Source organism: Mesorhizobium sp. M1338 (assembly GCF_040318045.1).
Taxonomy (GTDB): Bacteria; Pseudomonadota; Alphaproteobacteria; order Rhizobiales; family Rhizobiaceae; genus Mesorhizobium.
Window position 1 is genome coordinate 23,718 of sequence record NZ_JAMYLL010000021.1, and the last position, 24,807, is coordinate 48,524.

The following is a 24,807-nucleotide window of genomic DNA, read 5'->3' on the forward strand; positions in this document are numbered from 1 at the left end:
CAATAAGTGGATTTTCTTTCTCCAATTATCTGTCAAACAAACCGGATTTGGCAAGGTCGTCGATCTCGTTTTTCGAAAACCCGAAACGTGCCAGCACCTTCGACGGGGCGAGATCGCTGTCGGCGGGCCTGATCGCCGGTGTCGGCTGTGAGCCGGAGAAACGCGGCGCCGGGGCAGGGCGCTCAAGTGCGCCCGCCATCACGAAGGCGTTGCGCGCCCGATTGTGCGGGTGCTGCTTCGCCTCATGCAGCGACAGGACAGGAGCAACGCAGGCATCGGTTTGGGCAAACAGCAGGTCCCAGTCGTCGCGTGATTTCCGCCGGACCCGATCGGCAATGGCCGCGCGCATCGGCGGCCACAGCGCCTTGTCGTACTGGCCGGACACAAAGCGCTCATCGAGCGGCAACAGTCTGGCGAATTCGGCGAAGAATTGCGGCTCGAGGCAGCCGATGGCGATATGGCGTGCGTCCGATGTCTCATAGGTGTCGTAGAAGGGGGCGCCGGAGTCGAGCAGGTTCGCGCCGCGCTTGTCGCTCCACAACCCGGCAGCCATGAAGGCGTGCAGGGGCGCCGCCAGCATCGAGGCGCCTTCGACCATCGCGGCGTCGACGACCTCGCCCTTGCCCGTGCGCGAGCGTTGGAACAGCGCGGCCAGCAGGCCGGCTACCAGCATCATGGCGCCACCACCATGGTCGGCGACGAGGTTGAGCGGCGGGACAGGGCGGTCGTCCGGGTGGCCGATTGCGTGCAGCACGCCGCAATAGGCGAGGTAGGTGATGTCGTGACCGGCGCGGCCGGAGAGCGGGCCGTCCTGGCCGAAGCCGGTCATGCGGCCGTAGATCAGCGCCGGGTTGCGCGTCAGCACCGCCTCCGGGCCGAGGCCAAGCCGCTCCATGACACCGGGGCGAAACCCTTCGAGCAACATGTCCGCGTTTTCGGCAAGGCGCAGCAGCAGATCGGCGCCTTCCCGGCGCTTCAGGTCAAGACGCAGGATGGCGCGGCCGTGGCGGTCGATGTTGTACTCATCCGGGAGCGGCAAGGGCGGCTGGCTGGTCCCCGTCCGTTCGATGCGCAGCACTTCGGCGCCCATCTCCGACAGCATCAGGCCGGCCAGCGGCACGGGGCCTAGCCCGGCCATCTCGATCACCTTCAGCCCGGCAAGCGGGCCGGTCTTGCCGGCAGCGGACGGGCCGGTGCTCATGTCCGTCTATTTCGGCGCCATGCGGATGGCGCCGTCAAGGCGGATGGTCTCGCCGTTCAGCATCTGGTTCTCGATGATGTGCAGGGCGAGAGCGGCATATTCGGATGGTTCGCCCAGGCGCGACGGGAAGGGGACGGCGGCGCCCAGCGAATCCTGCACCTCTTGCGGCATGCCGGCCATCATCGGCGTCTTGAAGATGCCGGGCGCGATGGTGCAGACGCGGATGCCTGAACGGGCAAGGTCGCGCGCCACCGGCAGCGTCATGCCGACGACGCCGCCCTTGGACGCCGCATAGGCGGCCTGGCCGATCTGGCCGTCATAGGCGGCGACAGAGGCGGTGTTGACGATGACGCCGCGCTCGCCACCTTGCAGCGGCTCGAGCTTTGAAGCGCGCTCGGCGACGAGGCGGATCATGTTGAACGTGCCGATCAGATTGACCTCGATCACCTTGCGGTACTGATCGAGAGGATGGGGGCCATCCTTGCCGATCGTCTTCACGCCTATGGCGATGCCGGCGCAATTGACCAGGATCCGCGGCTCGCCAAGCTTGTCGGCGACGTCGGCAAGTGCAGCTGTCCCACTGTCGGCGCTGCTGACGTCGCACTGGACGGCAATGGCGTCGATCTCGGCCGCGACCTTGGCCGCGCGGTCAATACCGACGTCGAAGATGGCGACGCGGGCGCCCTTGGCGGCCAGCGCCCGCGCCGTTGCCTCGCCAAGACCGGAGCCACCGCCGGTAACGATCGCGATCTGGCCGTTCGGGTTCATGGCGTCATCCTTTTGATCTCAGGAACAGTGGAACGGATCAGGCGCCAGATCGATGGGGAAGGTCAAGCCATCGCCGCGATCGCGGCAACCCTGGCCTGATCGGCGTGACAGACCTCGCCCGAGAGCCTGGCGACCGCGCCCGGCACGATCTCGTGCGACAGCAACCGGTCGAGATCGACAGGGCGCGGCATCGAAATCTGGCCGCGCGGGATCCGTTTGAAACCGAGCGGACCGTAATAGGGTTCATCACCGACCAGCATGATCGCGGGCGCACCGGTCTTGGCGGCGGCCTCCAGCGCGATCGCCACCAGCCGGCGGCCGATGCCGAGATTCTTGAAGGCCGGCCGCACCGCAAGCGGCCCGAGCATCAGCGCGCGACCGGCGCCGGCGGCGATGCGGGTCATGCGCACCGAGGCGACGACGATGTCGCCCTCGACGGCGACAAAAGACAACGAGCGTTCGTGCCCTCCGGCTTCGCGGATCTTGTAGGCGGCCAGCACAAAGCGGCCGGGCCCGAAGGCTTCGTCGTTGATGGCTTCGATCTGGAGGTCGTGCGCCGGGGTTTCCGGCAGGTATTTTACGTCGGCAAGGCTCATGGTCTTTGCGTTCCGGTAAGGAGGAAAGGTTTGCTGCAAACGGCAGCATTCGCCAGTCAGCGCTAAGCGCGGGCGCCCTTTCGTCGTCGGTCAAACCGGATCAAAGCAAAGTCGAACATGCGGATTGTCCGCTAGCATCAATTTTCCGCCGCTGCAATCGGCCGTTTTTGTCCGTCGTTTCGGCCAAGTGACGGTCTGTTCAGCACCTGACGTCTTCGACAGGCCAATGTTGCGCTTAAATAGGCCAATGGGACGCAAGGAGATTTGCATGGGATTGCTGGTTGAAGGCAGGTGGCAGGATCGCTGGTATGATACCGCGGACAACGGCGGCAGGTTCGTGCGGACGCAGTCGCAATGGCGCGACTGGATCACCGTTGACGGGGCGGCGGCCGAAGGCCGAACGCGCGGCTTCAAGGCCGAGCCCGGCCGCTATCATCTCTATGTCTCGCTTGCCTGTCCGTGGGCACACCGGACGTTGATCTTTCGCGCGCTGAAGAAGCTGGAAGGCATCATATCGATGTCGGTGGTGCATCATTTCATGGGCGCCAACGGCTGGACGTTCGTGGCCGAGGACGGCGCCACCGGCGACACGCTTTACGGCCTCGACTTCCTGCACCAGATCTACGCCAAGGCCGATCCTGACTATTCGGGCAGGGTGACGGTGCCGGTGCTGTGGGACAAGAAGGAGCAAACCATCGTCTCCAACGAATCTTCCGAGATCATCCGGATGCTGAATTCGGCTTTCGACGAATGGGGCGATGCCAGCCTCGATTTCTATCCGCAGGCGCTGCGCGGCGAAATCGACAAGGTCAACGCACTGGTCTATCCCGCAGTCAACAACGGGGTCTATCGCGCCGGCTTCGCCACCACGCAGGCCGCTTATGAAGAAGCATTCGGAGAGCTGTTCTCCGCGCTCGATGCGCTGGAAGGCCGGCTGTCGAAGCAACGCTATCTCGTCGGCGATCGCCTCACGGAAGCTGATTGGCGGCTATTCACCACGCTGGTGCGCTTCGATCCGGTCTATGTCGGCCATTTCAAATGCAATCTGCGCCGTATCGCCGATTACCCGAACCTGTCCAACTATCTGCGCGATCTCTACCAGGTGCCTGGTGTCGCCGAGACCGTGAACCTGCACCACATCAAGGCGCATTATTACGGCAGCCACGAAACGATCAATCCGACGCGGATCGTGCCCGTCGGGCCGAAACTGGATTATGGCGCACGGCATGACCGGGCGCGGTTCAGCAGGGCGGCGGCTTGATCTACCAGTAAGGCGAGGGCTGCTCGCCGCCAAAAACCTCGGCGATCCGCCGCAGCGTCGCCGGCGTCGTTTTCTCGGGCAGGCGGTCGAGGGGGAAGAAGCCGGCTTCGGCGATCTCGTGGTCCGGGAGTTTTGGCGCCGTCTGGCTGAAGTGCTCGATCACGTAGAAGCCGACGTGGTCGCGCCGGCTGGCGCGGCGGTTGAAATGCATCGATTTGAGCATCGGCGGTGATGTCAGTGCGATGTTGCCTTCCTCGGCCAGTTCGCGTGCCAGCGCCTCGGCCAGCGTCTCGCCGACTTCGACACCGCCGCCGGGAAGCTGCCAGCCCGGCACATAGGTGTGGCGAATGAGGAAGATGGAATTGGACGCCATGTCGTGGATCAGACCGCGCACGCCGAGCGTCATCGGCCGCCGCAGCACGAAATGGAGATGGAACAGCCTGGCCCTCAGACCCGCCCAGCCGGTCTGGCGGAAGGCATCTTCAGGCTTCACCATCAGGCCCGAAACCGTGGCTGGAAAGCCAAGCGCGGGTCGCCTATGAAGGATGCATGTTCAGGCTCGCGCATATTTCCGATGTCCATCTTGGGCCGCTCCCCGATGTATCCTATCGTGATCTCGCCTCCAAGCGCGTGCTCGGCTACGTCAACTGGCAGCGCAACCGCCGCCGCCATATGCATGACGCCGTCATCGACACGATCGTCGCCGACATCAAGGCGAACACGCCTGACCACCTTGCCGTCACCGGCGACCTGGTCAATCTGGCGCTCGACGGCGAGATCGAGATGGCCAGGCATTGGCTGGAGACGCTGGGACCGCCGCATGATGTTTCGGTCGTTCCGGGCAACCACGATGCCTATGTGCCCGGGGCCTTCGACAAGGTCTGCCGATCCTGGGCGGCGTGGATGAGCGGCGACGGCGTCAACACGCCGGTCGACCGCAACGCGTTCCCCTATCTGCGGGTGCGCGGCGAAGTCGCCCTGATCGGCGTCTCGACGGCACGCGCCACGGCACCCTTCATGGCCAACGGTTTCTTCATGGAAGGTCAGGCGGCCCGGCTCGGCAAGCTGCTCGACGCAACGGCCAAACAAGGGCTGTTTCGGGCGATCATGATCCACCATCCGCCGGTGCGCGGCGCGGTCCCGCAGCACAAGCGGCTGTTCGGTATCGCCCGCTTTCACAAGATCATTCGGCGTCATGGTGCCGAACTTGTCCTGCATGGCCATTCGCATCTGCCGTCGCTGTTCTTCATCGGCGGTAGAGGCGTCAGGATCCCGGCGGTCGGCGTTGCTGCCGCAGGCCAGGCACCGGGCGGCAAGCACCCGGCGGCGCAGTACAATCTGTTCGACATCGACGGCGAAAAGGGCAATTGGCGGATACGGCTGACGCGGCGCGGCCTGACCGGGCCGTCCATACCGCCATCCGACCTGCAGACGCTGGAGCTTGGCACGGAGCCCGGAGCCGTTATGGCCGCAAGCTGATAATCATGGCGGCGATACGGTCCCAGAACAAGACGACCGACACCACCAGGCCGACCAGGGCACCGGCGGCGATCAGGCCAAGCCCGGACAGAAAGGCCGACCAGCCGTTGCTGCTCGTCACTGGGCGCAGCGGCGGTTCGGCTTCCGCTACATCGGCGCGTTTCATGCCGGCGACAGCCGGCTCGACCCCGCCTTCCATCATCCTCTGACGCTCGACGATGCGCTCGGCGACATAGCGCGTCACGGAATCGGCAACCGACTTCATCTCGGTGGATTCGGCAAGCACCACCCGGCCGATGCGGGTGTCCTTGAGGAAGCGATAGGTGCGGCGGTCGCGTCCCATGGCGACATGGCTGACGGCGTCGATCCACAGGCGCGGCTGCAAGCCGGACGAGACGACAAAGTCGAAATTGTCCATGTCGGCCGGAACATCGGCAAAAACCGGCGCCAGATCGGCGGCGAGCAGATCGAGGCGCATGCGATGCGCCTCGCGCATATCGACGACGACGTCATCGCGGTCGGCGAAGGCATTTTTCACATCACGGATGGCATCGGACAGCTTGTTCGACTGGTCGACGGTCTTCTCGCCTGCTTCCTTCATCGGCGTTTGCCTCGCGGGTTTGGTTAACATGGCGTTAACACAGCCGCCGGCAAAATGCACTGGAGAGATGGACGGGATTGAGGCGCGCACGAAGGTTGCTGTGCGCGAAAAAAGGTCAGTTGGCCGCCGCCGCGAATTTCTGGCGATGCGGCCTGGCGCGGCGGTTGGTGTTGCGGCGAATGATCTCGGCGACGAGGCCGGGTGCTTCCTCGGCCAGCATGTGGCCGGCCTCCAGCACATGGTGCACATGAAAATGCGTCGGCAGATCATGCGCCTGGGTAAAGGGCAGCACCGCGTCGTCGGTTCCCCACGCCACCATCACGGGTATGTTCAGCCCATCGAAACGATCATGCGGGATGACGCCTTGCCGATCGTCCATGGTCATGGCGGCTGCGATCTCGACGAGTTTTTCCAACTGGCCGGGCCGCCTGCGCATTTCCCAGAGGGTGTCCACGGTGTGATCGAGCGGCCGGGCTGATGGTCCCGACATGGCGGCGAGGCAGAACCGTATCTCGGACCGATCCGCTGCACCGGCATAGCGGCGCAACAGGGGTCCGTTGATCTCCGGGCCAATGCCGCCCGGCGCCAGAAGCGTCAGCGAAGCGACTTTTCCGGGCTCGGCCAACGCCATCAGCATTGCCACCGCACCGCCCATCGAGTGGCCCACGAGATGAACGCGCCTCAGGCGACGCTCCGAGAGATCGGCGAGCACGGCCCTTGCCGCCACCTTGGCCGGACCAGCGGCGGGAAAATCGAGCGACAGCCCATGCCCCGGCAGATCATAGGCCAGTGTGTGCGTTGCAGGCGCCAGGGAGGAAATCACCTCGCGCCAGACATCGTGGCAACCGCCGAAACCATGCAGCAGGACGATGGCTTTCGAGCCAACACCTTGTTCGGCGGCAAAAAGCGATGCAGTCATGAAAACTGATTTTTGTTATTGCGGGATGCGCGACACTAATTGTGCTGAATTGCTCCGAGTCTAGCGTGATGGCCAGTAAAATTTTCGCGATTTGTACGATTGCGGACAGAACTCGGCGACCAGCCGGTAGTGGCGATCAAATCCACTGGAACGTGGCGCCCAATCCGCGGATGTCGATTGGTGTCAGCTTGGGTTGCCGAGCCCGGCCGCGCGCAGCGCCTTGACCAGCCGGTCGGTCAAGTCGGCTGGATATTTCCGCTCGACGAAGGTCGCACGTGGATCGGCGGCAAATTTAGGGAACTCGGTGGTCAGTTGGTTCAGCAGCGTGCTCACCAGATGGTCCTGTCCGGCGGCCTTGGCGCCGATCAGCCGCGCCGCCAGATAGTGCGATTTCGTTGCCGTCGTTCTCAACGCCATGCTGGCCGCGATGGCTTTGTTCATGTCGCCGAGCATGAACTCACCGACGAATACCCCGTAATCCCACCATGTCGAGTGCCCGCTGAAGGTCTCCGCTGCATGGTCAAGGATCGGCGTTCCCTCCGCGTATCGGCCGGCGAAGATCAGCCCATAGCCGTAAGCAGCGGCCATGCCGAGGTCGTAGGGATTGAGTTCGTAGGCCTTGCGCATCCAGCGGATCGCTTCGTCCGTATTGCCGAGGCGCGAACTGACGTAGCCGTAGGAGCGATGCGCATAAGGGCTGGTCGGCCCCATCTGCACGCCGCGATGGGCAAACTCCACCGCCTTCTCGATCGTCGCATTGGGCGGATAGGTATAGTGATCGGAGACCGCCTCGAGATGCAGGGAGGCCAGTTCCGAATAGACGAGCGAGGATTTCGTGCCGCCATTGGCCAGCTTCTCAAGGCACCGATAGGCAGCCTCATGGGTTCTGGCGTTCTGGTCGAGATAATATTTGTCGTTGAGCAGCAGGCATTGCGTCAGACCATTTGGCGCACCGGTCTGCTCGATATAGTTGTAGATCGTGCCCGAGGCGGGAAGCGCTGAACTCAGCATGTCGGCGATACGGTCTTCGATCGCGGCAGGAGCGCTGTCGGCAGCGGTCAGATTGCGCGAAAGAAGCACCCGTCCGGACGCCATGCTTTGCAGTTCGATCGTGATGTCGCCCGTGTCCGGCCCGGGCAGGATGTCGAATATGAAGTTTGTGGCATCTTCGGCCGGATCGGCCACGGTGTCGCGGCCGATGAAGTCGATCGTATCGAAGCCGCTCAAGCCGGCGCGCAGCGACGCGGCGACACGGCTGGCGTACGTGCCCTCGGCCTTGAGGCCGATATAGACTTGCGGCAGGTCGTCAGCCATTGCCGATGACGCGATGCTTCCGGTCGCGCGGGCGGTCTCGAGCGTTGCCGACATATCGCCGCCCGTCAGCAAGGCACTCCCGCCCTGACGAAGGATCAGTACACCCAGCATGGCGATGACCAGGGCGATCGCCATCCAGAAGAAACGGAGATGGCGCACCACCGAGGGCGTGGGCGAGGGCGTCGCGGAAGTCAGCAGCGCCGCATCCGGCACACTGGCGTCGTTGGGTCGATCGGCGGATGCAGCGCCGTCCAGCTTCAGGTCCGGCAGCCTTATGGCGTTCAATTCATAGGCAGGAACATAGCCGCCGCGCGGAATGGCGATGCGGACAGGCTCGGCAACGCCCTCATTGGCAAAATAGTGCTGCAGAAGCTCGCGCAGCCTGCCTGCCTGCACCCGCACCACGGCATCGGTGGACGGATCGAAATCGCCATCCTTGCCGAAAACATCCATGGCGATGGAGAAGCCCTTGAGCCTGTCGGCTTCTCCGGCTTGTTCACGTTCGACAAGATAACGGAGCAACTTGCGCGCGCGTTCGGATCGTCCGAACGTTTGGCTGGCAAGCAGTCGCTCCAGTGTCTCGCGCACTGCGGGGGCGGCAGGCGTGGCATGCTGCAAGTGTCGATCCTCTCGAAGTCGGCACAGGTTGAGGCGCGATCATATAGGTCCCGCACCGCCACACAAGTATACACCCATTATGCGATCACATACCCCACCGGATAATTCTTCGGTGGTTAATGTCCCGAAAGATCGGAACCGATCACCAGGTTGCGGCAGTCCCGATCTTCGCTCTGGTCGTGCGTCAGCCGGCTTTTTTGCCAACGATCCGGTTGGCGGCAGACATCACCGCTTCCAGCGAGGCAGCGACGATGTTGGTGTTGATGCCGGCGCCGAACAGCTTGCCGTCAGGATATTCCATCTCGACATAGGAAATGGCCGACGCGTTCGAGCCGCGCTGCAACGAGTGCTCGGAATAGTCGAGCACCGACATCTCGACGCCGAGATGGCGCGACAGCGCATCGACGAAGCCGTCGATCGGACCGGTGCCGGTGCCCGATATCGTCACTTCCTTGCCATTGTCGAGGATGACCGCCTCGACAATGCGCCGGCCCTTGATTTCGGTGCTGGGATAGGTGTGGTGGTCGAGGAATTTCAGCCGCGCGGCAGGCTGATCGACATAAGTATCGAGAAAGCGCTCGTAGATGCGCCTTACCGGCACTTCCTTGCCCTCGGCATCGGTGATCGCCTGGATTTCCTGGCTGAATTCGATCTGCAGATTGCGCGGCAGGTTGAGGCCGTAATCGGCCTGCAGCACATAGGCGATGCCGCCCTTGCCGGACTGCGAGTTGATGCGGATGATGGCTTCGTAGCTGCGCCCGACATCAGCCGGATCGATCGGCAGATACGGCACTTCCCACAGGCTCGTATTGGCCTTCTTCAGCGCCTTCATGCCCTTGTTGATGGCATCCTGATGCGAGCCGGAAAAGGCGGTGTAGACGAGTTCGCCGACATAGGGGTGCCGCTCGGGGATCTTCAACTGGTTCGAATACTCGTAGACGTCCTTCATCCGGTTGATGTCGGAGCAGTCGATCCCGGGATCGACACCTTGCGTGTACATGTTGAGCGCCAGCGTGACGATGTCGACATTGCCGGTGCGCTCGCCATTGCCGAACAGCGTGCCCTCGACGCGGTCGGCGCCGGCCATCAGGCCGAGTTCGGTGGTGGCGATGCCGGTGCCGCGGTCATTGTGCGGATGCAGCGAGACCAGCAGGTTCTCCCTGTTGTCGAGGTTGCGGCACATCCATTCGATGCGGTCGGCATAGATGTTGGGTGTCGACATCTCGACCGTCGACGGCAGGTTGACGATCAGCTTGTTGTCCGGCGTCGGCCTGACGATCTCGGTGACGGCGTTGCAGATCTCCAGCGCCACTTCGAGCTCGGTGCCGGTAAAACTCTCCGGCGAATACTCGAAGCGAAAGCCGCCGCCGGCCTTGGCCGCCATGTCGGTGATCATCTTGGCCGCATCGGTGGCGATGCGCTTGATGCCGCCGACGTCCTTTTCGAAGACGACGCGGCGCTGCAATTCGCTGGTCGAATTGTAGAAATGCACGATCGGGTTGGTGGCGCCCTTGAGCGCCTCGAAGGTGCGGGTGATCAGCTCCGGCCGGCACTGAACCAGCACCTGCAGCGAGACGTCGGCGGGCACGTTGCCCTGCTCGATGCACCAGCGGGCAAAATCGAAATCGGTCTGCGAGGCCGAGGGGAAACCGATCTCGATCTCCTTGAAGCCCATGTCGAGCAGCAGGCCGAACATGCGCGCCTTGCGCTCGTGGCCCATCGGGTCGATCAGCGCCTGGTTGCCGTCGCGCAGGTCGACCGAACACCAGATCGGCGCCTTGTCGATGACCTTCGAGGGCCAGGTGCGGTCGGTGAGGCCGACGGTCGGATAGGGCTGATATTTGCGGGCCGCGTCAGGCATGCCCCTGTTCTGGATGCTTCTTTCCACACCCTTGCCAGCTATCTCGGCATCGGAGCGGATCTCTTCTCGTGCGTTCATCGTCTTTTCTCCCGGCGGCTCATGGATCCACCCTCGGGTGGATTGATGGCGAGCGGCGCCTTTACCAGAATTTCGTTCGCTTGATGTGATTGCCAAGGAGCATGCGCTTGCGCGGCGGTTCGACCGCCGGGCGCTCCTTCAGCGAACCCGGCGATCGCCGATAAGGCCGAGAAGAAGCAGGGTCGAAGTCAGCGCGCGCACGGTCTCGCCGGAAAAACCGGTCGGACGGGAAGCGTTGGTGGCGCGCGTGCTCATGGCTGATCTCATATAGGAGCGGCTTGTGGGAGGCAAGTGGGGCCCATGGCGGGTAGGGCTCCGAACTCAGGCTAACAAAAGACCTGACGACAGCCAGTTCGGCGGTGTTGGCAGTTTTTGTGCCGGCAGCTTTTCACGATAGGAATTTTTTCTTGATTCCGTGACCTCAGCTATGGTACATGTTCGTCCATGGTGCTGATTTGCGCCAGTGACCCGCCGCACAGGCGGGTTTTTCATTTGACGCTCCGTCAGCCAACGCGCCGGCGAAGGAACCCGTTAACCCGAGTTCGTTGCCCTGGCATTGCTGGCCGGATCTGCTGGATATTATCCCTACCGCACGTGCTCTTCCCCAGGCGCGGCAAATGCGCCAGACTTGGGCGTCGACAGGGTTGCGATGTCCTGTCGCCGGGAGGGAGTCGTCCATGAATTTCGTGTTCTTCTCGCCGCATTTTCCCGCCAATGGCGTGGATTTCTGCGACCGTTTGAAGAAGGCCGGAGCCAGGGTGCTCGGCATCGGCGACGCACCCTATGACGCGCTCGACGCCAAGCTGAAGGCGGCGCTTTCGGAATATTACCGTGTCGCCGACATGGAGGACTACGATCCGGTGTTCCGGGCGATGGGGTATTTCATACACAAATGGGGCCGGATCGATCGTTTCGAATCGCTCAACGAACACTGGCTGGAACTCGAAGCCAACATCCGCACCGACTTCAACATCTATGGCACCAAGCTCGATTTCGTGAAGAATTTGAAGCGCAAGAGCCGCATGCGCGCCTTCTTCCGCAAGAGCGGTGTCGACACCATCGCGCAGCGCAAATGCTCCGACCGCGCTGGGGCCATGACCTTTATCCGCCGCGTCGGCTACCCGGTGGTGGTCAAGCCAGACAGCGGCTCGGGCGCCTCGAACACCTTCAAGATCTCCAACGCCAAGGAGCTCGACCAGTTCTTCAGGGACAAGCCCGAGGACGTGACGTTCGTCATGGAGCAGTTCATCGAGGGGCTGGTGGTGACCTTCGACGGGCTGGTCAATCGCGACGGCGAGGTGGTGCTGGCGGCGAGCCATCGTTACGACCAGAGCGTCATGGAGGTGGTCAACAAGGATCGCCACATGAGCTACCTTTGTTTTCCCAGGATCAGCCCGGCGGTCGAGGAGGCCGGCCGCAAGATCCTGAAGGCATTCGACGTGCGCGAGCGCTTCTTCCATATCGAGTTGTTCGAGACCAAGGACGACCGGGTCATCGCGCTGGAGGTCAACATGCGCCCGCCCGGCGCCTGGATGACCGATGCCATCAACTACACCTTCGACATCGACGTCTATGCGGCATGGGCCGACATGGTGGTCAGGGATGCCGCCGGCGGTCCCTATGAGGGCAAGTATTTCACCGCCTACGCCAGCCGCAAGCGACGCCTCCACTATTTGCACAGCCATGAGGACGTGTTAGCCGCCCATGGCGACAAGATCGTCCATCATCAGGCCATCGAAGAGGTTTTCAGCCGCGCCATGGGAAATTACGCCTACCAGATGCGCTCGAAGGACGAAGCAGCGCTGCGCGAGGCGGTCGCCTATATCCACGCGGAAAAGGTGTGAGGCGATGGACATCTCCTATCACAAGAGTTCCTCGGGCAAGCTCGGCCGCGACATGGAGTACAAGCGCTACGGCCACGCCGGCCGGCCGGTGGTGGTGTTCCCGACCTCGCAGGGACGGTTCTACCAGTTCGAGGATTCCGGCGGGGTGGCTGCACTGGCCGAGTTCATCGACACCGGCCGCATCCAGCTGTTCACGGTCGATGGCGTCGATTCGGAATCCTTCTTCGACAAGCATGCGGACGCCGCGCACCGCATCGCCCGCCACGAGGCCTATTTCCGCTATGTGCGCGAGGAGGCGCTGCCGGAATTCCTGTCGGCAGCCGAGCAAGCCAATGGCGGACGCAAGCTGAAGCCGCTGTTTTCGGGCTGTTCGATGGGCGGCTACCACTCGTCGAACTTCGTCTTCCGCTTTCCCGAACTGGCCAGCGGCGTCATTGCGCTCTCGGGCGTCTATTCGGCCCGCGACTTCTTCGGCAAGGCGTTGGAAGGCGACATCTTCTACAATTCGCCGCTCGACTATCTGCCCGGCATCGTCGACCCCAAGCTGCTTGCCCGCCTGAAGGCGTTGCGGCTGATCTTCTGCTGCGGGCAGGGCGCCTGGGAAGAGCGGATGCTGGTCGAAACACGCAAGCTGGAACAGATCCTGCGCGACAAATCCATTCCCGCCTGGGTCGATTATTGGGGCGGCGATGTCAGCCATGACTGGCCGTGGTGGCACAAGCAACTGGTCTATTTCTTCGGCCGCTGGCTGGATGAAGACCTGATGCACAGGCTGGACTGACGTGCGTTGATATTCAGCCGGCCTGCGAAAGACGGCTCGGCCTGAATCTCAACACACCTCGGGCGCGGACGAATGAGCACATCCGACTTGGCCGTGTCCAGTTCAGGATGCTGTGGCCCTCCATCGCCATTTGTCGCTGAAGGTGCGCGTGTTCGTCGATTTCCTTCCTGAACGGCTTGCGGCGGCGGCAAGCGGCTCGTAGAGCGCCGTCCAGAAAAATATGACTATTCTAATCATGTTTCTGTGGAAACACCGGAGCGGCTGTGGCATGGCGGTGGCGGCGATGGCGCCGCGTGGCGTCTTGTCCCGAACCGTTTCGAAGGACTTGAGTGATGGACCAACTGAGCGCGCAAACCCGTATCCGCGACGAGGCGATCAGGTCGGCGATGGACAGGCTGCGTGCCGAACACGGCGAATTCGAGATCGACACCGGCGTCGCCGACCGATGGGAGCTTCGCCTGCATTATGGGTCGCTGATCGCCACGCTCGAGGATGACGGCATGCTGATCCGTGTCGCGGCAATGGACGAAACCTGCCTGTCCTACATGAAGATGACGGTCGCCGGCCATGTCGCCGAACATCTTGGCACGGCCAGCGGGCTGCGCTGGCAAGGCGACGGCGTTGACGCCGGCACGCCGGTCTTCTTTCGCGAGATCATGGTGATGGCGTCGACGCGGATCTCGGCGCATATGCAGCGCCTGCGCTTCGCCGGCAAGGATCTCGGCCGGTTCACCCATGGCGGCCTGCACATGCGGTTGCTGTTGCCGCCGCATGGGCGACGGCCGGTCTGGCCGTCGATGGGTGCCGACGGGCTGCTTGTCTGGCCCTCGGGCGACGATGTCCTTACCGTGCGGGTCTACACGATCCGGGCGGTGGATGCCGCACACGGCTGGCTCGATGTCGATTTCGTCCTGCACCCTGGCCAGAACACGCCCGCCGCCACCTTCGCGCAAAACGCACGGACGGGAGACGTCATCGGTATGATCGGACCCGGCGGCGGCGACACCCCGGTGGCGCGGACCCTGCTTCTGCTCGGCGACGACACCGCATTGCCCGCCATGGCCAGGATCCTCGAGCATCTGCCGCCGTCAACCCGCGCCGAGGTACTCATCGAGGTCGATGGCCCGGATGACCGGATCGCGCTGGCGCAAGGGGAAAATATCGACATCACCTGGCTTTACCGGCATGGCCGTGAAGCCGGCACCGCCGGCCTGTTGCCGGCCGCCTTGCGGGAGCGCAGTCACATCGCGCTTGCCGACGGCCTTTATGTCTGGGCCGGATGCGAATTCGGCGATTTCCGGGAGATCCGCAAGATCGTGCGCAAGCAATGGAACCTGTCGCGCGACCAACACCTGGTCACGGCCTACTGGCGCCGGGACGCGCACAGCGAGGGCGACGGCGAGTAACCGTCGATCTCCTGTCGACGTTCGCTACCGCGCGAAGCGGCGGTCAGTCATGGCGGGCCAGAAACGCCTCGGTGACCGCGATGCAATCCTGCCTTTCCTCGACATGCGGCATGTGGCTCGAGAGTGGGAAGACATGGCCTTCGACCGTGGGAATGTGGTCGAGGAAGGGCTGGACACAGGCGGCCGTGGCTTCATCGAAAAGGCCGCGAAAGGCCAGTGTCGGCGCTTCGATCAGCGGCAGGCGGTCGATGATCGACCAGTCGCGCATGGTGCCAACAACGTGGAATTCATTGGGGCCGTTCATCGTGTGATAGACGGTGGGATCGGCGTCGATGGCGGCAAAGGTACGCGCCACCTCGACCGGCCAAGGCACGACGCGGCAGACGTGCCGGTCGTAGAACGCCTGCGTCGCCGCGAGGTAATCAGGATGGTCCGTCGTCCCGTCCGCTTCGTGGCGATCGAGCGCCTGTCTCACTGCTGCCGGCAGCTGCGCGCGCAGTTGCCCCGCGCCTTCGACCCACAGCTTCATCGAGGCGAGCGAGTTGGCGAGCACCAGTGCCTTGAGGCCCGCTGGCCGGCGCACCGCATGCTCGGCGCCGAGCATGCCGCCCCAGGATTGCCCGAGCAGGGCGTAACGCTGCTGGATGCCGAGATGGGCGAGCAGCGCATCCAGTTCGCCAAGGAAGAATTCGACCGTCCAGAAGTCGCCGCCCTTGTGCGGCAGATGGGTGGATCGTCCGTTGCCGATCTGGTCGTAGTGGACCACCGCGCGGCCGAAGCCGGCAATGTCCTTGAAGCTGTCGACATAGTCGTGGGTGCAGCCGGGTCCACCATGGGCAACGACCAGCGGCAGCCTGCCCGACCCCAGGTCTCCCGTCACGCGGTACCAGGTCCTGTATGGCCCGTGGGCGCTGAACCCTTCCGATATTGCAAGGTCGTCCATCGTGTCCCTCCGCCTGGCTGGCTCATCGGCAGCCGCTCATCAACGGTCTCCGACGGTGTTCGCGGCAAAGGGTACAGAGGCGGACCGGCAAGCGACCAGCTAGCAATAACGTTAGTTTTGATGGCGCCGGCGGGACAGGTCCTGGTCCTGGCTGATCGGCCCGAGCAACCGGTAGTGGGCCGCCAAAGCGATGGCGTGGAAGCGGTTGCGGGCGCCGAGTTTGCGGCTGGCGGCGTTGAGATGCAGCGTCGCGGTCGGCACGCTGCGGCAGATTTCATGGGCGATCTGCTTGGCCGTCAACCCGCAAGCGGCGAGGCTCAGACACTGGCGTTCCCGTGACGTCAGGTGGAAATACTGACTTGTCCGGGTGCGCTGATCGAAACCGGCATAGACGCAATCGTGGAACAGGTGACCGAGGTCGCCAATGCCGGGCAGCATCCCTTGTGCCTCGGCTTCGAAATTCGGCTCCGGATCGAGGCGGATGGCGGTGAAGGTGGCGAGATCGCCGCCGTCGAAGCGGATCGGCACCGTCACGCCGCATGTCATCTTGGTGTCCAGCAGATAGCCTATCACCGGGTCATGCTTGCGTTGCAGAATGCGTCGCATGACCGGGCTCTGCGAGCCCTTATGCGACCACAGAAATGGTCGTGACACCGCGAGTGCCGCCTCCTGCACCGGATCGAGCTGATAGTAACCACCCTTGCACCACAGGTCCTGCATGTCGGACGGCACGTTGGCGAGGGCCATCAGCGAAGGCGTGATCAACTCGCCTTCATGACTGACCGGGACCGGCGTATAGTCATAAATCAGCGAGGTAAAACCTGCGGGCGCAAGCACGCGCATCGCCGCCGCCATCGCGGCGTCGATTCCCATGCCTGTGTGAAATTCGCTCTCGAAATCGCCGGACACGCCTTGCATGAGCAAAAGCTTACTCGCCAGCCAATGTTTGTCAAACAGGCATGTTCGTAAAATGCTCAACAAATGAGCACAGCACGATCACGGCTTGTTGTCCGCGACGCGTCTGGAGGGACAAAACTATCTTAATTCACAGCTATCCCGGCGGGTTTCGTGCGCCATACGCTGTGTACAATGGATCGCGGTCCGGCGTGTGCCACGGCGCACATCGTGGTTTGCAATCACCCACTTCCCCAGAGGAGCAAGACGATGCGGTCCCGGAATGTTTTTAGCGCAATGATGGCCGGTGTCGGCCTGGCTGGCCTGATGCTGATGGCGCCCGTGACAGGTGCGGCCGCGCAAGAAGGCAAGGCTGGCGGGACGCTGAAGCTTCTCGCCAACGCCGCTGCCGGCACGATCGATCCGCAAATCAACTACACACTGCAATATTTCCAGATCAACTACGTCCTCTATGATGGGCTGGTGACCTTCCGCAAGACCGGCGACAAGACCGGGTTCGAGGTGGTAGCGGACCTGGCCGAGAGCTTGCCCAAGCCGGAAGACGGCGGCAAGAAATACGTCTTCAAGCTGCGCAGGGGCATCAAGTTCGCCGACGGATCGGACCTGACGACGGCCGATGTCGTGGCGTCGTTCCAGCGCATGTTCAAGATCAGCGGTCCCACGACGGGTACGCTCTACAATGGCATCGTCGGCGCCGACACATGTCTCAAGACGCCGGCGACCTGCACGCTCGACGGCGGCGTCGTCGCCGATGAGGCGGCAAGCACCGTCACCTTCAATCTGGTGGCGCCCGATCCGGACTTCCTGCAGAAGATCTCGATCCCGCACGCCGCGATCCTGCCCGCCGAGGCGCCTCTCAAGGATTCGGGGACCGCGCCCATTCCCGGCACCGGGCCCTACATGATCGCCACCTACGATCCCAACAGCCTGCTCAAGATGGTGCGCAACCCGCATTTCAAGGAATGGAGCAAGGAGGCGCAGCCGGCCGGCTATCCCGACGAGATAGACTATGGCTTCGGTCTCACCGACGAGGCGGCGGTCACCGCCGTGGAGAATGGCCAGGCCGACTGGATGTTCGATCCGCCGCCGGCGGACCGGTTGGCGGAATTGGGCACGAAATACGCCAAGCAGGTGTCCGTGCATCCGCTGACGGCGATGTGGTATGCGCCGATGAATACCAATCTCGCGCCGTTCAACGACATCCGCGTGCGGCAGGCGGTCAACTACGCCATCGACCGGTCGGCCATCGTCAAGCTGTTCGGCGGCAGCAATCTGGCGCAGCCTTCCTGCCAGATACTGCCGCCGGATTTCCCGTCCTACGCTCCTTATTGCCCGTTCACGGCCAAGCCCGGCGAAAAGTGGTCGGCGCCTGACCTGGAGAAAGCCAAAGCGCTGGTCGCTGCCTCCGGCACGGCCGGACAGGAGGTGACGATCATCACCGAGGACACCGAAGTGTCGAAGTCGATCGGCGTGTACCTGCAGGATGTGCTGAACGGGCTGGGCTACAAGACCTCGATCAAGCCGATCTCGCAGAACATCCAGTTCACCTACATCCAGAACACCAACAACAAGGTGCAGATTTCCATCTCGCAGTGGTTCCAGGACTATCCCGCGCCATCGGATTTCCTGCAGGTGCTGTTCAGCTGTGCCTCGTTCACACCCGGCTCGGACGCCTCGGTCAACATTTCCGGCTTCTGCGACAAGTCGATCGACCAGAAGATGGGCGAGGCTCAGACCGCCACGATCGCCGATCCTGCCAAGGGCGCGCAACTGTGGACCGACGTCGACAAGGCGGTCACCGACGCAGCGCCGGTGGCCGTGCTGTTCACGCCGAAGCGCGTCGACCTGATCTCGCCGCGGCTGAAGAATTTCGTCTTCAGCCCGCAATTCTACTGGATCATGAGCCAGTCATGGGTCGAGTGACCGGGGGTTGAGTGATCAGGCCAAGTCAGATCCGCGGCGGAACGATGCGCAATCCTCCGCCGCGGTTGCTTTTCCCGCCGATCTGAAATTCATACCCATCATGGACAATTCGAGTGGCGGGCAAGCGCTGGTTCGGGGCCGCCGGGGCGCCGAGGGGCCATGGCGGACAGCGTGGCGCAAGCTCAGGGCCGACCGGGCTGCCATCATGGCGTTCGGCGTGCTGGTGCTGATCACCGCCGCTTCGCTGGCAGCCCCGCTTTATGCCCGCCATGTGGCACAGAGCGATCCTTTTGCCACCAACCTCAATGGCGAGATCGTCATAGGCGGCCAGACCAGGCAGGTGCTGGAGCCTTCGACCGAAGGCCTTGGCCTCGGATTCACGCCGCTTGGCCCGACCTGGGATTTCGGACCCTATATGCTGGGCGCCGACAATCAGGGTCGTGACGTCGCAGCGCGCCTGCTTTACGGCGGTCGCAATTCGCTGCTGATTGCCGGCGCCGCTGCGCTGATATGCCTTGGCCTGGCGACATTGCTCGGCGTCGTCTCCGGCTTTTTCGGCGGTCTGGTCGACACCTTGCTGTCGCGCATTCTCGACGTGCTATGGGCGTTCCCCATCTTCCTGCTGGCGATTTCGCTGTCGATCGTCCTGATCACGCAAAGCATCACCATCGGCCCGATCGAAATCCGCTCCGGCAGTCTCTGGCTGCCGATCTTCATCATCGGCATCGTCTATGTGCCTTACGTCGCCAGGCCCATCCGCGGTCATGTCCTGTCGTTGATGCAGGCCGAGTTCGTCACGGCCGCGATCGGCATTGGCGCGTCGCCGTGGCGTATCCTGCTCTATGATATCCTGCCCAATGTGATCACCCGGGTCATCGTTTTCGTGCCGCTCATCCTGGCGCTGAACATGATGACGGAATCCTCGCTATCCTTCCTGTCCATCGGCGTGCAGCCGCCCGATGCGAGCTGGGGTACCATCATCCAGGACGGGCAGGGGCTTCTCTATTCACGCCCGATCGTCGCCCTGGCGCCGGGACTGGCGATCGTCATCACGGTGCTGGCGCTGAACATATTGGGCGACGGCGTGCGCGATGCGCTCGACCCGAAGTCGTCGATCAGGGTCGTCTGATGCTGACGGCGCTCATTTCCAGGCTCGGCCAAATGGTGCTGGTGATGTTCGGCATCAGCGTCGTCGCCTTCCTGATCTTTTTCGCCACCCCGGGCGCCGATCCGTCGGCGCGCATCGCCGGGCGCAACGCATCGCAGGAGACGCTGGTCCAGGTGCGGCACGATTTCGGCCTCGACAGGCCGCTGCCCGTACAATACGCGCTGATGATGAAGCGGCTGTTCATCAGCCGCGATCTCACCTCCTTCGTCAATCGCGGCCAGAAGGTCGTTCCAACGGTGCTCGAGGCGATCCCTATCACTCTATCGCTGGTGCTTGGCGCCGCCGTCTTCTGGGTTCTCGGCGGGCTGATCGTCGGCGTTGTCGCCGGCGCGACGCGCGGCACGTGGCTCGACCGGACGCTGATGATCCTCAGCCTGATCGGCGTGTCGATACCGGTCTTCTGGCTGGGCGAGGTCGCCAATCTGGTCACGCAGAGCCGCTGGCATGACAGCTGGCTGTTCTCGTGGGTGCCGCCGCTCGGCTATATCCCCTTCACCGAGGATCCCTGGGGCTGGTTCAAGGCGCTTGTCATTCCCTGGTTCACGCTCGCCACGCTTTATATCGGACTTTACGGCCGCGTGCTGCGGGCCTCGATCATCGAGACCATGCAGGAGGATTTCATCCGCACCGCGCGCGCCAAGGGCATCGGCGAGCGGCGGGTGCTGCTGCATCACGGCTTAAGAACCTCGCTCGTCGCCTTCGTCACCATGTTCGGGCTGGATTTTGGCGCCCTGGTCGGCGGCGGCGCCTTGCTGACGGAGGTGGTGTTCGGCCTGCAAGGGGTCGGCAAGCTCACCTACGGGGCCTTGCAGTCGCTCGATCTGCCGATGATCCTGGCGACGGTCATCTACGCCTCGTTCTTCGTGGTGATGGCCAATTTCATTGTCGACATTGTCTTTGTCTTCATCGATCCGAGGGTTAGAGATGCCCACTGACAAGATGCCCACTGACAGGCCGCTGCTGGTCGTCGAGAATCTGTGCGTCTCGTTCCGCACCGAGGGCGGTGTGGTGCCTGCCGTCAGCGGCGTCTCGTTCTCGCTCGCGCAGCGCGAGATCCTCGGCGTCGTCGGTGAAAGCGGTTCGGGCAAGAGCCAGACCTTGCTCGCCATTCTGGGCTTGATCAGCAGTCCCAACGCCGTCGTCACCGGGTCGGTGCGTTTTCTCGGCCAGGAGTTGCTTGGGCTCAAGCGCCGGGCCCTCGACGCTATTCGCGGCCGGCAGATCGGGATGATCTTCCAGGATCCGATGACGGCGCTGACGCCGGTACATACGATCGGCGACCAGATCATCGAGCAGATCCGCGCGCATGAACGGGTGTCGCGCGCCGCCGCGCGCAAGCGGGCGGTGGACTTGCTCGATGCGGTTGGATTGCCGAGCCCCGACAGTGCCGTCGACCGCTACCCGCACCAGCTGTCAGGCGGCATGCGTCAGCGCGCCGTGATCGCGATGGCGCTGTCGTGCAATCCGGCATTGCTGATAGCCGATGAGCCGACGACGGCGCTCGACGTGACGGTGCAGGCGCAGATCCTGGAGCTGATCGGCCGATTGCGCAATGAGTTCGGATCCGCCGTCATCCTGGTCACCCATGACCTTGGCGTGGTCGCCGAAGTCGCCGACCGCGTGCTGGTGATGTATGCCGGGCGCGTTGTCGAGGAGGGCGGCAAGGGGCAGCTTTTCCGCGAGCCGCTTCACCCCTACGCGTGGGGGCTTTTCGGCTCGATCCCGCCGATGCACGGTCCGCGGCCCGCACGGCTGACGGCCATTCCCGGCAGCCCGCCGAAACTGAGCCAGATGCCGCAGGGCTGCGCTTTCGGGCCGCGGTGCACATTCCGCCATGAAGCCTGTGCCGCCCAGCCTGCGCTCGGTGGAGCGGGCGGGCATCGGTCGGCTTGCTTTCTTCCGCAGGACGGCCGCCAGGATCTGCGCCGGACGCTGGCTGGCAGGGCCGTGCCGGCATGAGCGAAACCAGGCCGAAACCGCTGGTGCGGACCAGCGATCTGTCGAAACACTATCCGGTCGGGCGCCCGCCCTTTCAACGGCGGATCGTCCATGCCGTGGAGCAGATCTCGCTCGACATCTTCCCGGGCGAGACGCTTGGTATCGTCGGCGAGTCGGGCTGCGGAAAATCGACACTGGGGCGCTGCCTCGTCCGTCTCACGGAAATCGCCTCCGGGTCACTGGAATTCGAAGGCCTCGATATCACCAGAGCCTCGCAGCGGCAGCTTCGGCCGATACGGCGCCAGATGCAGATGGTGTTTCAGGATCCCGCCGCTTCGCTCAACCCGCGCCGCCGCGTCGGCGACCTGCTGGCGGACCCTTTCCGCGTGCATGAAAGACTTTCGCGATCGGAAATGGCGGATCGCGTCGAGGAATTGCTGGTCCGCGTCGAACTGCTTCCCGAGCATGCCCAGCGTTTCCCGCATGAATTCTCGGGCGGACAGCGCCAGCGGATCGGCATCGCACGCGCCTTGGCGCTGCGGCCGCGGCTGATCGTTGCCGATGAGCCGGTGTCGGCGCTGGACGTGTCGATCCAGGCGCAGATCATCAACCTGCTTTGCGACCTGCGTGACGAATTCAACCTGACCTATGTGTTCATCGCCCACGACCTCTCGGTGGTCAGGCAGTTCTCGTCGCGGGTGGCGGTCATGTATATGGGTTCGATCGTCGAAACAGGGCCTGTCGACGCTGTCTTTTCAGCGCCGCGGCATCACTACACCATAGCGCTTCGCTCGGCGGTGCCGGTACCCGACGTCGACAACCGGCCAGGCCAGCGGATCATGCTCAAGGGTGATCTGCCGAGCCCGCTCGACCCGCCGTCAGGCTGCCGTTTCCATACGCGTTGCGTGGCGGCGACTTCGGTCTGCCGCCACGAGCGTCCGGTACTTTCGCTCGTCGACAAGAACCACTTCGTCGCCTGCCATCATCCGAGGGCGGGCTAGGCTCTCCGTCAGAAGCGGTAGCGCAGGCTGGCGAACAGCGAGCGGCCTTCGTCGCGGTAGCAATAGCCGGCGGAGCAGATGGTCTTCTGGCTGTCGAACAGGTTCTTGGCGTTGACCTGCAGCTTGACGCCTTCGAGCTTCGGATTGCGGTAGCCGAAATCATAGGAGAGCGAGGCGTCGACGAAGGCGCGGGCGCTGTTCTTGAACGTGTTGGTGTCGTCGCCATAGCTCGAACCGGCGAAGCGCACGCCCGTGCCGAGCCCCAGCCCTTCCAGCGTGCCGTTCTCGAACTGATAGTGGCCCCACAGCGACAAGATGTGGTTCGGCGTCGCCGATAGCTCCTTGCCATCGGTTCCTTCGGCGCCCTGCTCGATCCTGACGCGAAGATACGTATAGGAAGCGATGAAGCTGAAGCCGTTGTCGAGCGAGGCATTGGCTTCCAGTTCGAGACCGCGCGAATTCAGGTCGAGCTGGCGCTGCTTGTTGATGCCGGTCGAGGCATCGAAGACGACACCGTCCTTCTGGTCGATGTCGAACAGCGCGGCGCTGACGGTCGCATTGTAGTTCGGGATCTCGTATTTGACGCCGATCTCCTTCTGCGTCGCGATGGTCGGGCGGGCGACGCGGCCGACAGGGCTGGCAACGTCGTCATAGACGAAGCCGATGTTGGGTGAGAACGAGGTCGAATAGTTGACATAGGGCGTGATGCCCCATTCGGTCTGGTAGGACAGGCCGAGACGGCCTGAAAAGGCGCTGTCCTTCTGCTTCGACGTGCTGTCGTCGGCCGCTGTGGAGGTGGTGTCGACCCAGTCGTAGCGGCCGCTGGTGAACAGGGTGAAGTCGTTCCACTCCATCTGGTCGTGCAGGTAGACGCCGAGTTGGTTCATCTGCTGTCCGCCGGAGTGGGGAACCGGCATCGCCTTGATGTCATCGACAGAGATATAGGACAGGCCGCTGGCGGCATCATAGTCCGACCAGGCATAGTCGATGCCGCCGACGGCGATGTGCTTGACCGGTCCCGTGTCGAACTCGAACTGCGCCATGTTGTCGACGACGAAGTTCTTCATGGTCTCGGTGTAATGGCCCCAGTAGCGCCTCAAGTCGGCGCCGTCCGGATAGTGGCCGCTGTATTCGATGTCGCTGTCGACGGCGTTGTAGCGCAGGTTCTGGCGCACCGTCAGCAGGTCGTTGAAACGATGCTCGAACTCGTAGCCGATGCGGCCCTGGCTCTGGGCAAAATCGTTCCAGGCCGGATCACCCTCATAGAGGTTGGACAGCACGCCATAGCCTGAATTGTAGAAGGCCGCCGTGCCGCCGGTGACCGATTTCGAATATTCGCCGAGGATGGTGAGCTTCGTAGCCTCGTCCGGCTTGAAGGTGATCGCCGGGGCCAGGTAGATCTTGTCGTCGGGATAGCCGGACAATTCGGTATTGCTTTTGCGGCCGAGGCTGGTGAAGCGATAGAGGATTGTGCCGTCCTCGTTCACGGGCCCGGAAGCGTCAAGGGCTGCCTGCAATCGGTTGTGCTCGCCGGCAAGCAGTTCGATCTCGCGGAACGGCTCATCCTTGGGGCGCTTTGTGACGACATTGACGATGCCGCCCGGGCCGCTGACACCGTAAAGCGACGATGCCGGGCCCTTCAGGATGGTGACGCCCTCGATGCCGTAGGGCTCGGTCCTGAACCAGGCCGAGGGGCCGTTGTACTGGCGCAGCCCGTCGCGGAACATGCCATTATAGAAGGCCTGGAAGCCGCGCAGGAAAAACGCGTCGTAGCGGGTGTCGAAGCCGAAGCTGTTGGGATTGGCGCTAGCCGTGTAGCCGAGCGTTTCGTTCAGCGTGCGCGGCTTCTGGTCTTCGATCTGCTTCTGCGTAACGACCGAAACGGCCTGCGGAATCCTGGCGAGCGGCGTGTCGGTCTTGGTGCCGATGCGGTCCTTCTTGGCGACGTAGCCATCCTGCTTCAGGATCTCGTTGCTCTGCGCGGTGACCTCGATCTTGCCGAGCATGGTGGCCGTTTCGCCGTCCTGGGCATGCGCGGCGCCGGACTGGCCGAGCATTGCCGCGCCGCCCAACAATGAGATCCCCTGGCGCCATGTCATCGGCCTTGTTCGCATCAACTCGTCTCCACCGTCTCATGCTTGATTGCGTTCCCGCGTTCTCAAATATGAGTATGTGAGTCAAGTATTTTTCTC

At 63.2% G+C, this 24,807-nt stretch carries 21 protein-coding genes; 10 read left to right on the plus strand and 11 right to left on the minus strand.

Features of this window, described 5'->3' with window-relative positions:
• Positions 1-25: 25 nt before the first annotated feature.
• The 3 genes from NKH19_RS18995 to NKH19_RS19005 all read right to left on the minus strand — a co-directional run bounded on the left by NKH19_RS18995 (position 26) and on the right by NKH19_RS19005 (position 2,565).
• A complete protein-coding gene (locus tag NKH19_RS18995) occupies positions 26-1,201 on the minus strand; it encodes a CaiB/BaiF CoA transferase family protein (RefSeq protein ID WP_352865941.1) in 1,176 nt (391 codons plus the stop codon).
• A 6-nt stretch (positions 1,202-1,207) separates the two neighbouring features.
• Positions 1,208-1,969: a 3-hydroxyacyl-CoA dehydrogenase gene (locus tag NKH19_RS19000; RefSeq protein WP_352865943.1), complete on the minus strand. Its 762-nt coding sequence runs from the start codon at positions 1,967-1,969 to the stop codon at positions 1,208-1,210.
• A 62-nt stretch (positions 1,970-2,031) separates the two neighbouring features.
• On the minus strand, positions 2,032-2,565 hold the full coding sequence (locus NKH19_RS19005; protein ID WP_352865946.1) for a GNAT family N-acetyltransferase: 534 nt from the start codon (positions 2,563-2,565) through the stop codon (positions 2,032-2,034).
• Between the two features lie 268 nt (positions 2,566-2,833).
• Between NKH19_RS19005 and NKH19_RS19010 the strand changes: the two genes are divergently transcribed.
• Positions 2,834-3,826, plus strand: coding sequence for a glutathione S-transferase family protein (locus NKH19_RS19010; protein WP_352865947.1), 993 nt, complete (start codon positions 2,834-2,836; stop codon positions 3,824-3,826).
• A gap of 1 nt (position 3,827) precedes the next feature.
• On the opposite strand, the gene NKH19_RS19015 is transcribed toward NKH19_RS19010, so the two are convergent.
• Positions 3,828-4,322 carry an NUDIX domain-containing protein gene (locus NKH19_RS19015; protein ID WP_352865949.1) on the minus strand — a complete coding sequence of 165 codons (495 nt, stop codon included), beginning with the start codon at positions 4,320-4,322 and terminating at the stop codon, positions 3,828-3,830.
• A gap of 53 nt (positions 4,323-4,375) precedes the next feature.
• On the opposite strand from NKH19_RS19015, the gene NKH19_RS19020 reads away from it, so the two are divergent.
• Positions 4,376-5,305 carry a metallophosphoesterase family protein gene (locus NKH19_RS19020; protein ID WP_352865952.1) on the plus strand — a complete coding sequence of 310 codons (930 nt, stop codon included), beginning with the start codon at positions 4,376-4,378 and terminating at the stop codon, positions 5,303-5,305.
• Here the strand turns inward: NKH19_RS19020 and NKH19_RS19025 are convergent.
• The 4 genes from NKH19_RS19025 to leuA form a co-directional block, all read right to left on the minus strand.
• Positions 5,289-5,906, minus strand: a complete 618-nt coding sequence (locus NKH19_RS19025; protein ID WP_352865954.1) for a hypothetical protein — start codon at positions 5,904-5,906, stop codon at positions 5,289-5,291. The genes NKH19_RS19020 and NKH19_RS19025 overlap by 17 nt on opposite strands.
• A gap of 115 nt (positions 5,907-6,021) precedes the next feature.
• A complete protein-coding gene (locus NKH19_RS19030; protein ID WP_352865956.1) occupies positions 6,022-6,825 on the minus strand; it encodes an alpha/beta fold hydrolase in 804 nt (267 codons plus the stop codon).
• A 183-nt stretch (positions 6,826-7,008) separates the two neighbouring features.
• Positions 7,009-8,757 (minus strand): tetratricopeptide repeat protein, encoded by a 1,749-nt coding sequence (locus NKH19_RS19035; protein WP_352865958.1) that lies wholly within the window; start codon positions 8,755-8,757, stop codon positions 7,009-7,011.
• 184 nt (positions 8,758-8,941) lie between these two features.
• The gene (gene leuA, locus NKH19_RS19040; RefSeq protein WP_502910977.1) at positions 8,942-10,696 is read right to left on the minus strand and encodes a 2-isopropylmalate synthase; all 1,755 of its coding nucleotides are present in this window, start codon (positions 10,694-10,696) and stop codon (positions 8,942-8,944) included.
• Between the two features lie 677 nt (positions 10,697-11,373).
• On the opposite strand from leuA, the gene NKH19_RS19045 reads away from it, so the two are divergent.
• From NKH19_RS19045 to NKH19_RS19055, 3 genes are all read left to right on the plus strand, one after another.
• On the plus strand, positions 11,374-12,540 hold the full coding sequence (locus tag NKH19_RS19045; protein WP_352865960.1) for an ATP-grasp domain-containing protein: 1,167 nt from the start codon (positions 11,374-11,376) through the stop codon (positions 12,538-12,540).
• Positions 12,541-12,544: 4 nt separating this feature from the next.
• Entirely contained in the window at positions 12,545-13,321 is a 777-nt protein-coding gene (locus tag NKH19_RS19050) for an esterase family protein (protein ID WP_352865962.1), read from the plus strand.
• Positions 13,322-13,653: 332 nt separating this feature from the next.
• The gene (locus NKH19_RS19055) at positions 13,654-14,727 is read left to right on the plus strand and encodes a siderophore-interacting protein (protein WP_352865963.1); all 1,074 of its coding nucleotides are present in this window, start codon (positions 13,654-13,656) and stop codon (positions 14,725-14,727) included.
• A gap of 43 nt (positions 14,728-14,770) precedes the next feature.
• Here the strand turns inward: NKH19_RS19055 and NKH19_RS19060 are convergent, their stop codons facing one another.
• Both NKH19_RS19060 and NKH19_RS19065 read right to left on the minus strand, forming a co-directional pair.
• Positions 14,771-15,670: a proline iminopeptidase-family hydrolase gene (locus tag NKH19_RS19060; protein WP_352865965.1), complete on the minus strand. Its 900-nt coding sequence runs from the start codon at positions 15,668-15,670 to the stop codon at positions 14,771-14,773.
• Positions 15,671-15,781: 111 nt separating this feature from the next.
• Positions 15,782-16,543 (minus strand): helix-turn-helix transcriptional regulator, encoded by a 762-nt coding sequence (locus tag NKH19_RS19065; RefSeq protein WP_352865966.1) that lies wholly within the window; start codon positions 16,541-16,543, stop codon positions 15,782-15,784.
• Positions 16,544-16,834: 291 nt separating this feature from the next.
• Between NKH19_RS19065 and NKH19_RS19070 the strand changes: the two genes are divergently transcribed.
• The 5 genes from NKH19_RS19070 (at position 16,835) to NKH19_RS19090 (ending at position 22,615) form a co-directional block, all read left to right on the plus strand.
• Positions 16,835-18,508: an ABC transporter substrate-binding protein gene (locus NKH19_RS19070; RefSeq protein ID WP_352865969.1), complete on the plus strand. Its 1,674-nt coding sequence runs from the start codon at positions 16,835-16,837 to the stop codon at positions 18,506-18,508.
• Between the two features lie 100 nt (positions 18,509-18,608).
• Positions 18,609-19,637, plus strand: coding sequence for an ABC transporter permease (locus tag NKH19_RS19075; protein WP_352865971.1), 1,029 nt, complete (start codon positions 18,609-18,611; stop codon positions 19,635-19,637).
• The gene (locus NKH19_RS19080) at positions 19,637-20,611 is read left to right on the plus strand and encodes an ABC transporter permease (RefSeq protein WP_352865972.1); all 975 of its coding nucleotides are present in this window, start codon (positions 19,637-19,639) and stop codon (positions 20,609-20,611) included. The genes NKH19_RS19075 and NKH19_RS19080 overlap by 1 nt, the downstream gene beginning before the upstream one ends.
• Positions 20,612-20,615: 4 nt before the next feature.
• On the plus strand, positions 20,616-21,635 hold the full coding sequence (locus tag NKH19_RS19085) for an ABC transporter ATP-binding protein (protein ID WP_352866088.1): 1,020 nt from the start codon (positions 20,616-20,618) through the stop codon (positions 21,633-21,635).
• Entirely contained in the window at positions 21,632-22,615 is a 984-nt protein-coding gene (locus NKH19_RS19090) for an ABC transporter ATP-binding protein (protein WP_352865975.1), read from the plus strand. Before NKH19_RS19085 ends, NKH19_RS19090 begins: the two co-directional genes overlap by 4 nt.
• 8 nt (positions 22,616-22,623) lie before the next feature.
• Here the strand turns inward: NKH19_RS19090 and NKH19_RS19095 are convergent, their stop codons facing one another.
• Positions 22,624-24,729: a TonB-dependent siderophore receptor gene (locus tag NKH19_RS19095; RefSeq protein ID WP_352865978.1), complete on the minus strand. Its 2,106-nt coding sequence runs from the start codon at positions 24,727-24,729 to the stop codon at positions 22,624-22,626.
• Positions 24,730-24,807 lie beyond the last annotated feature (78 nt).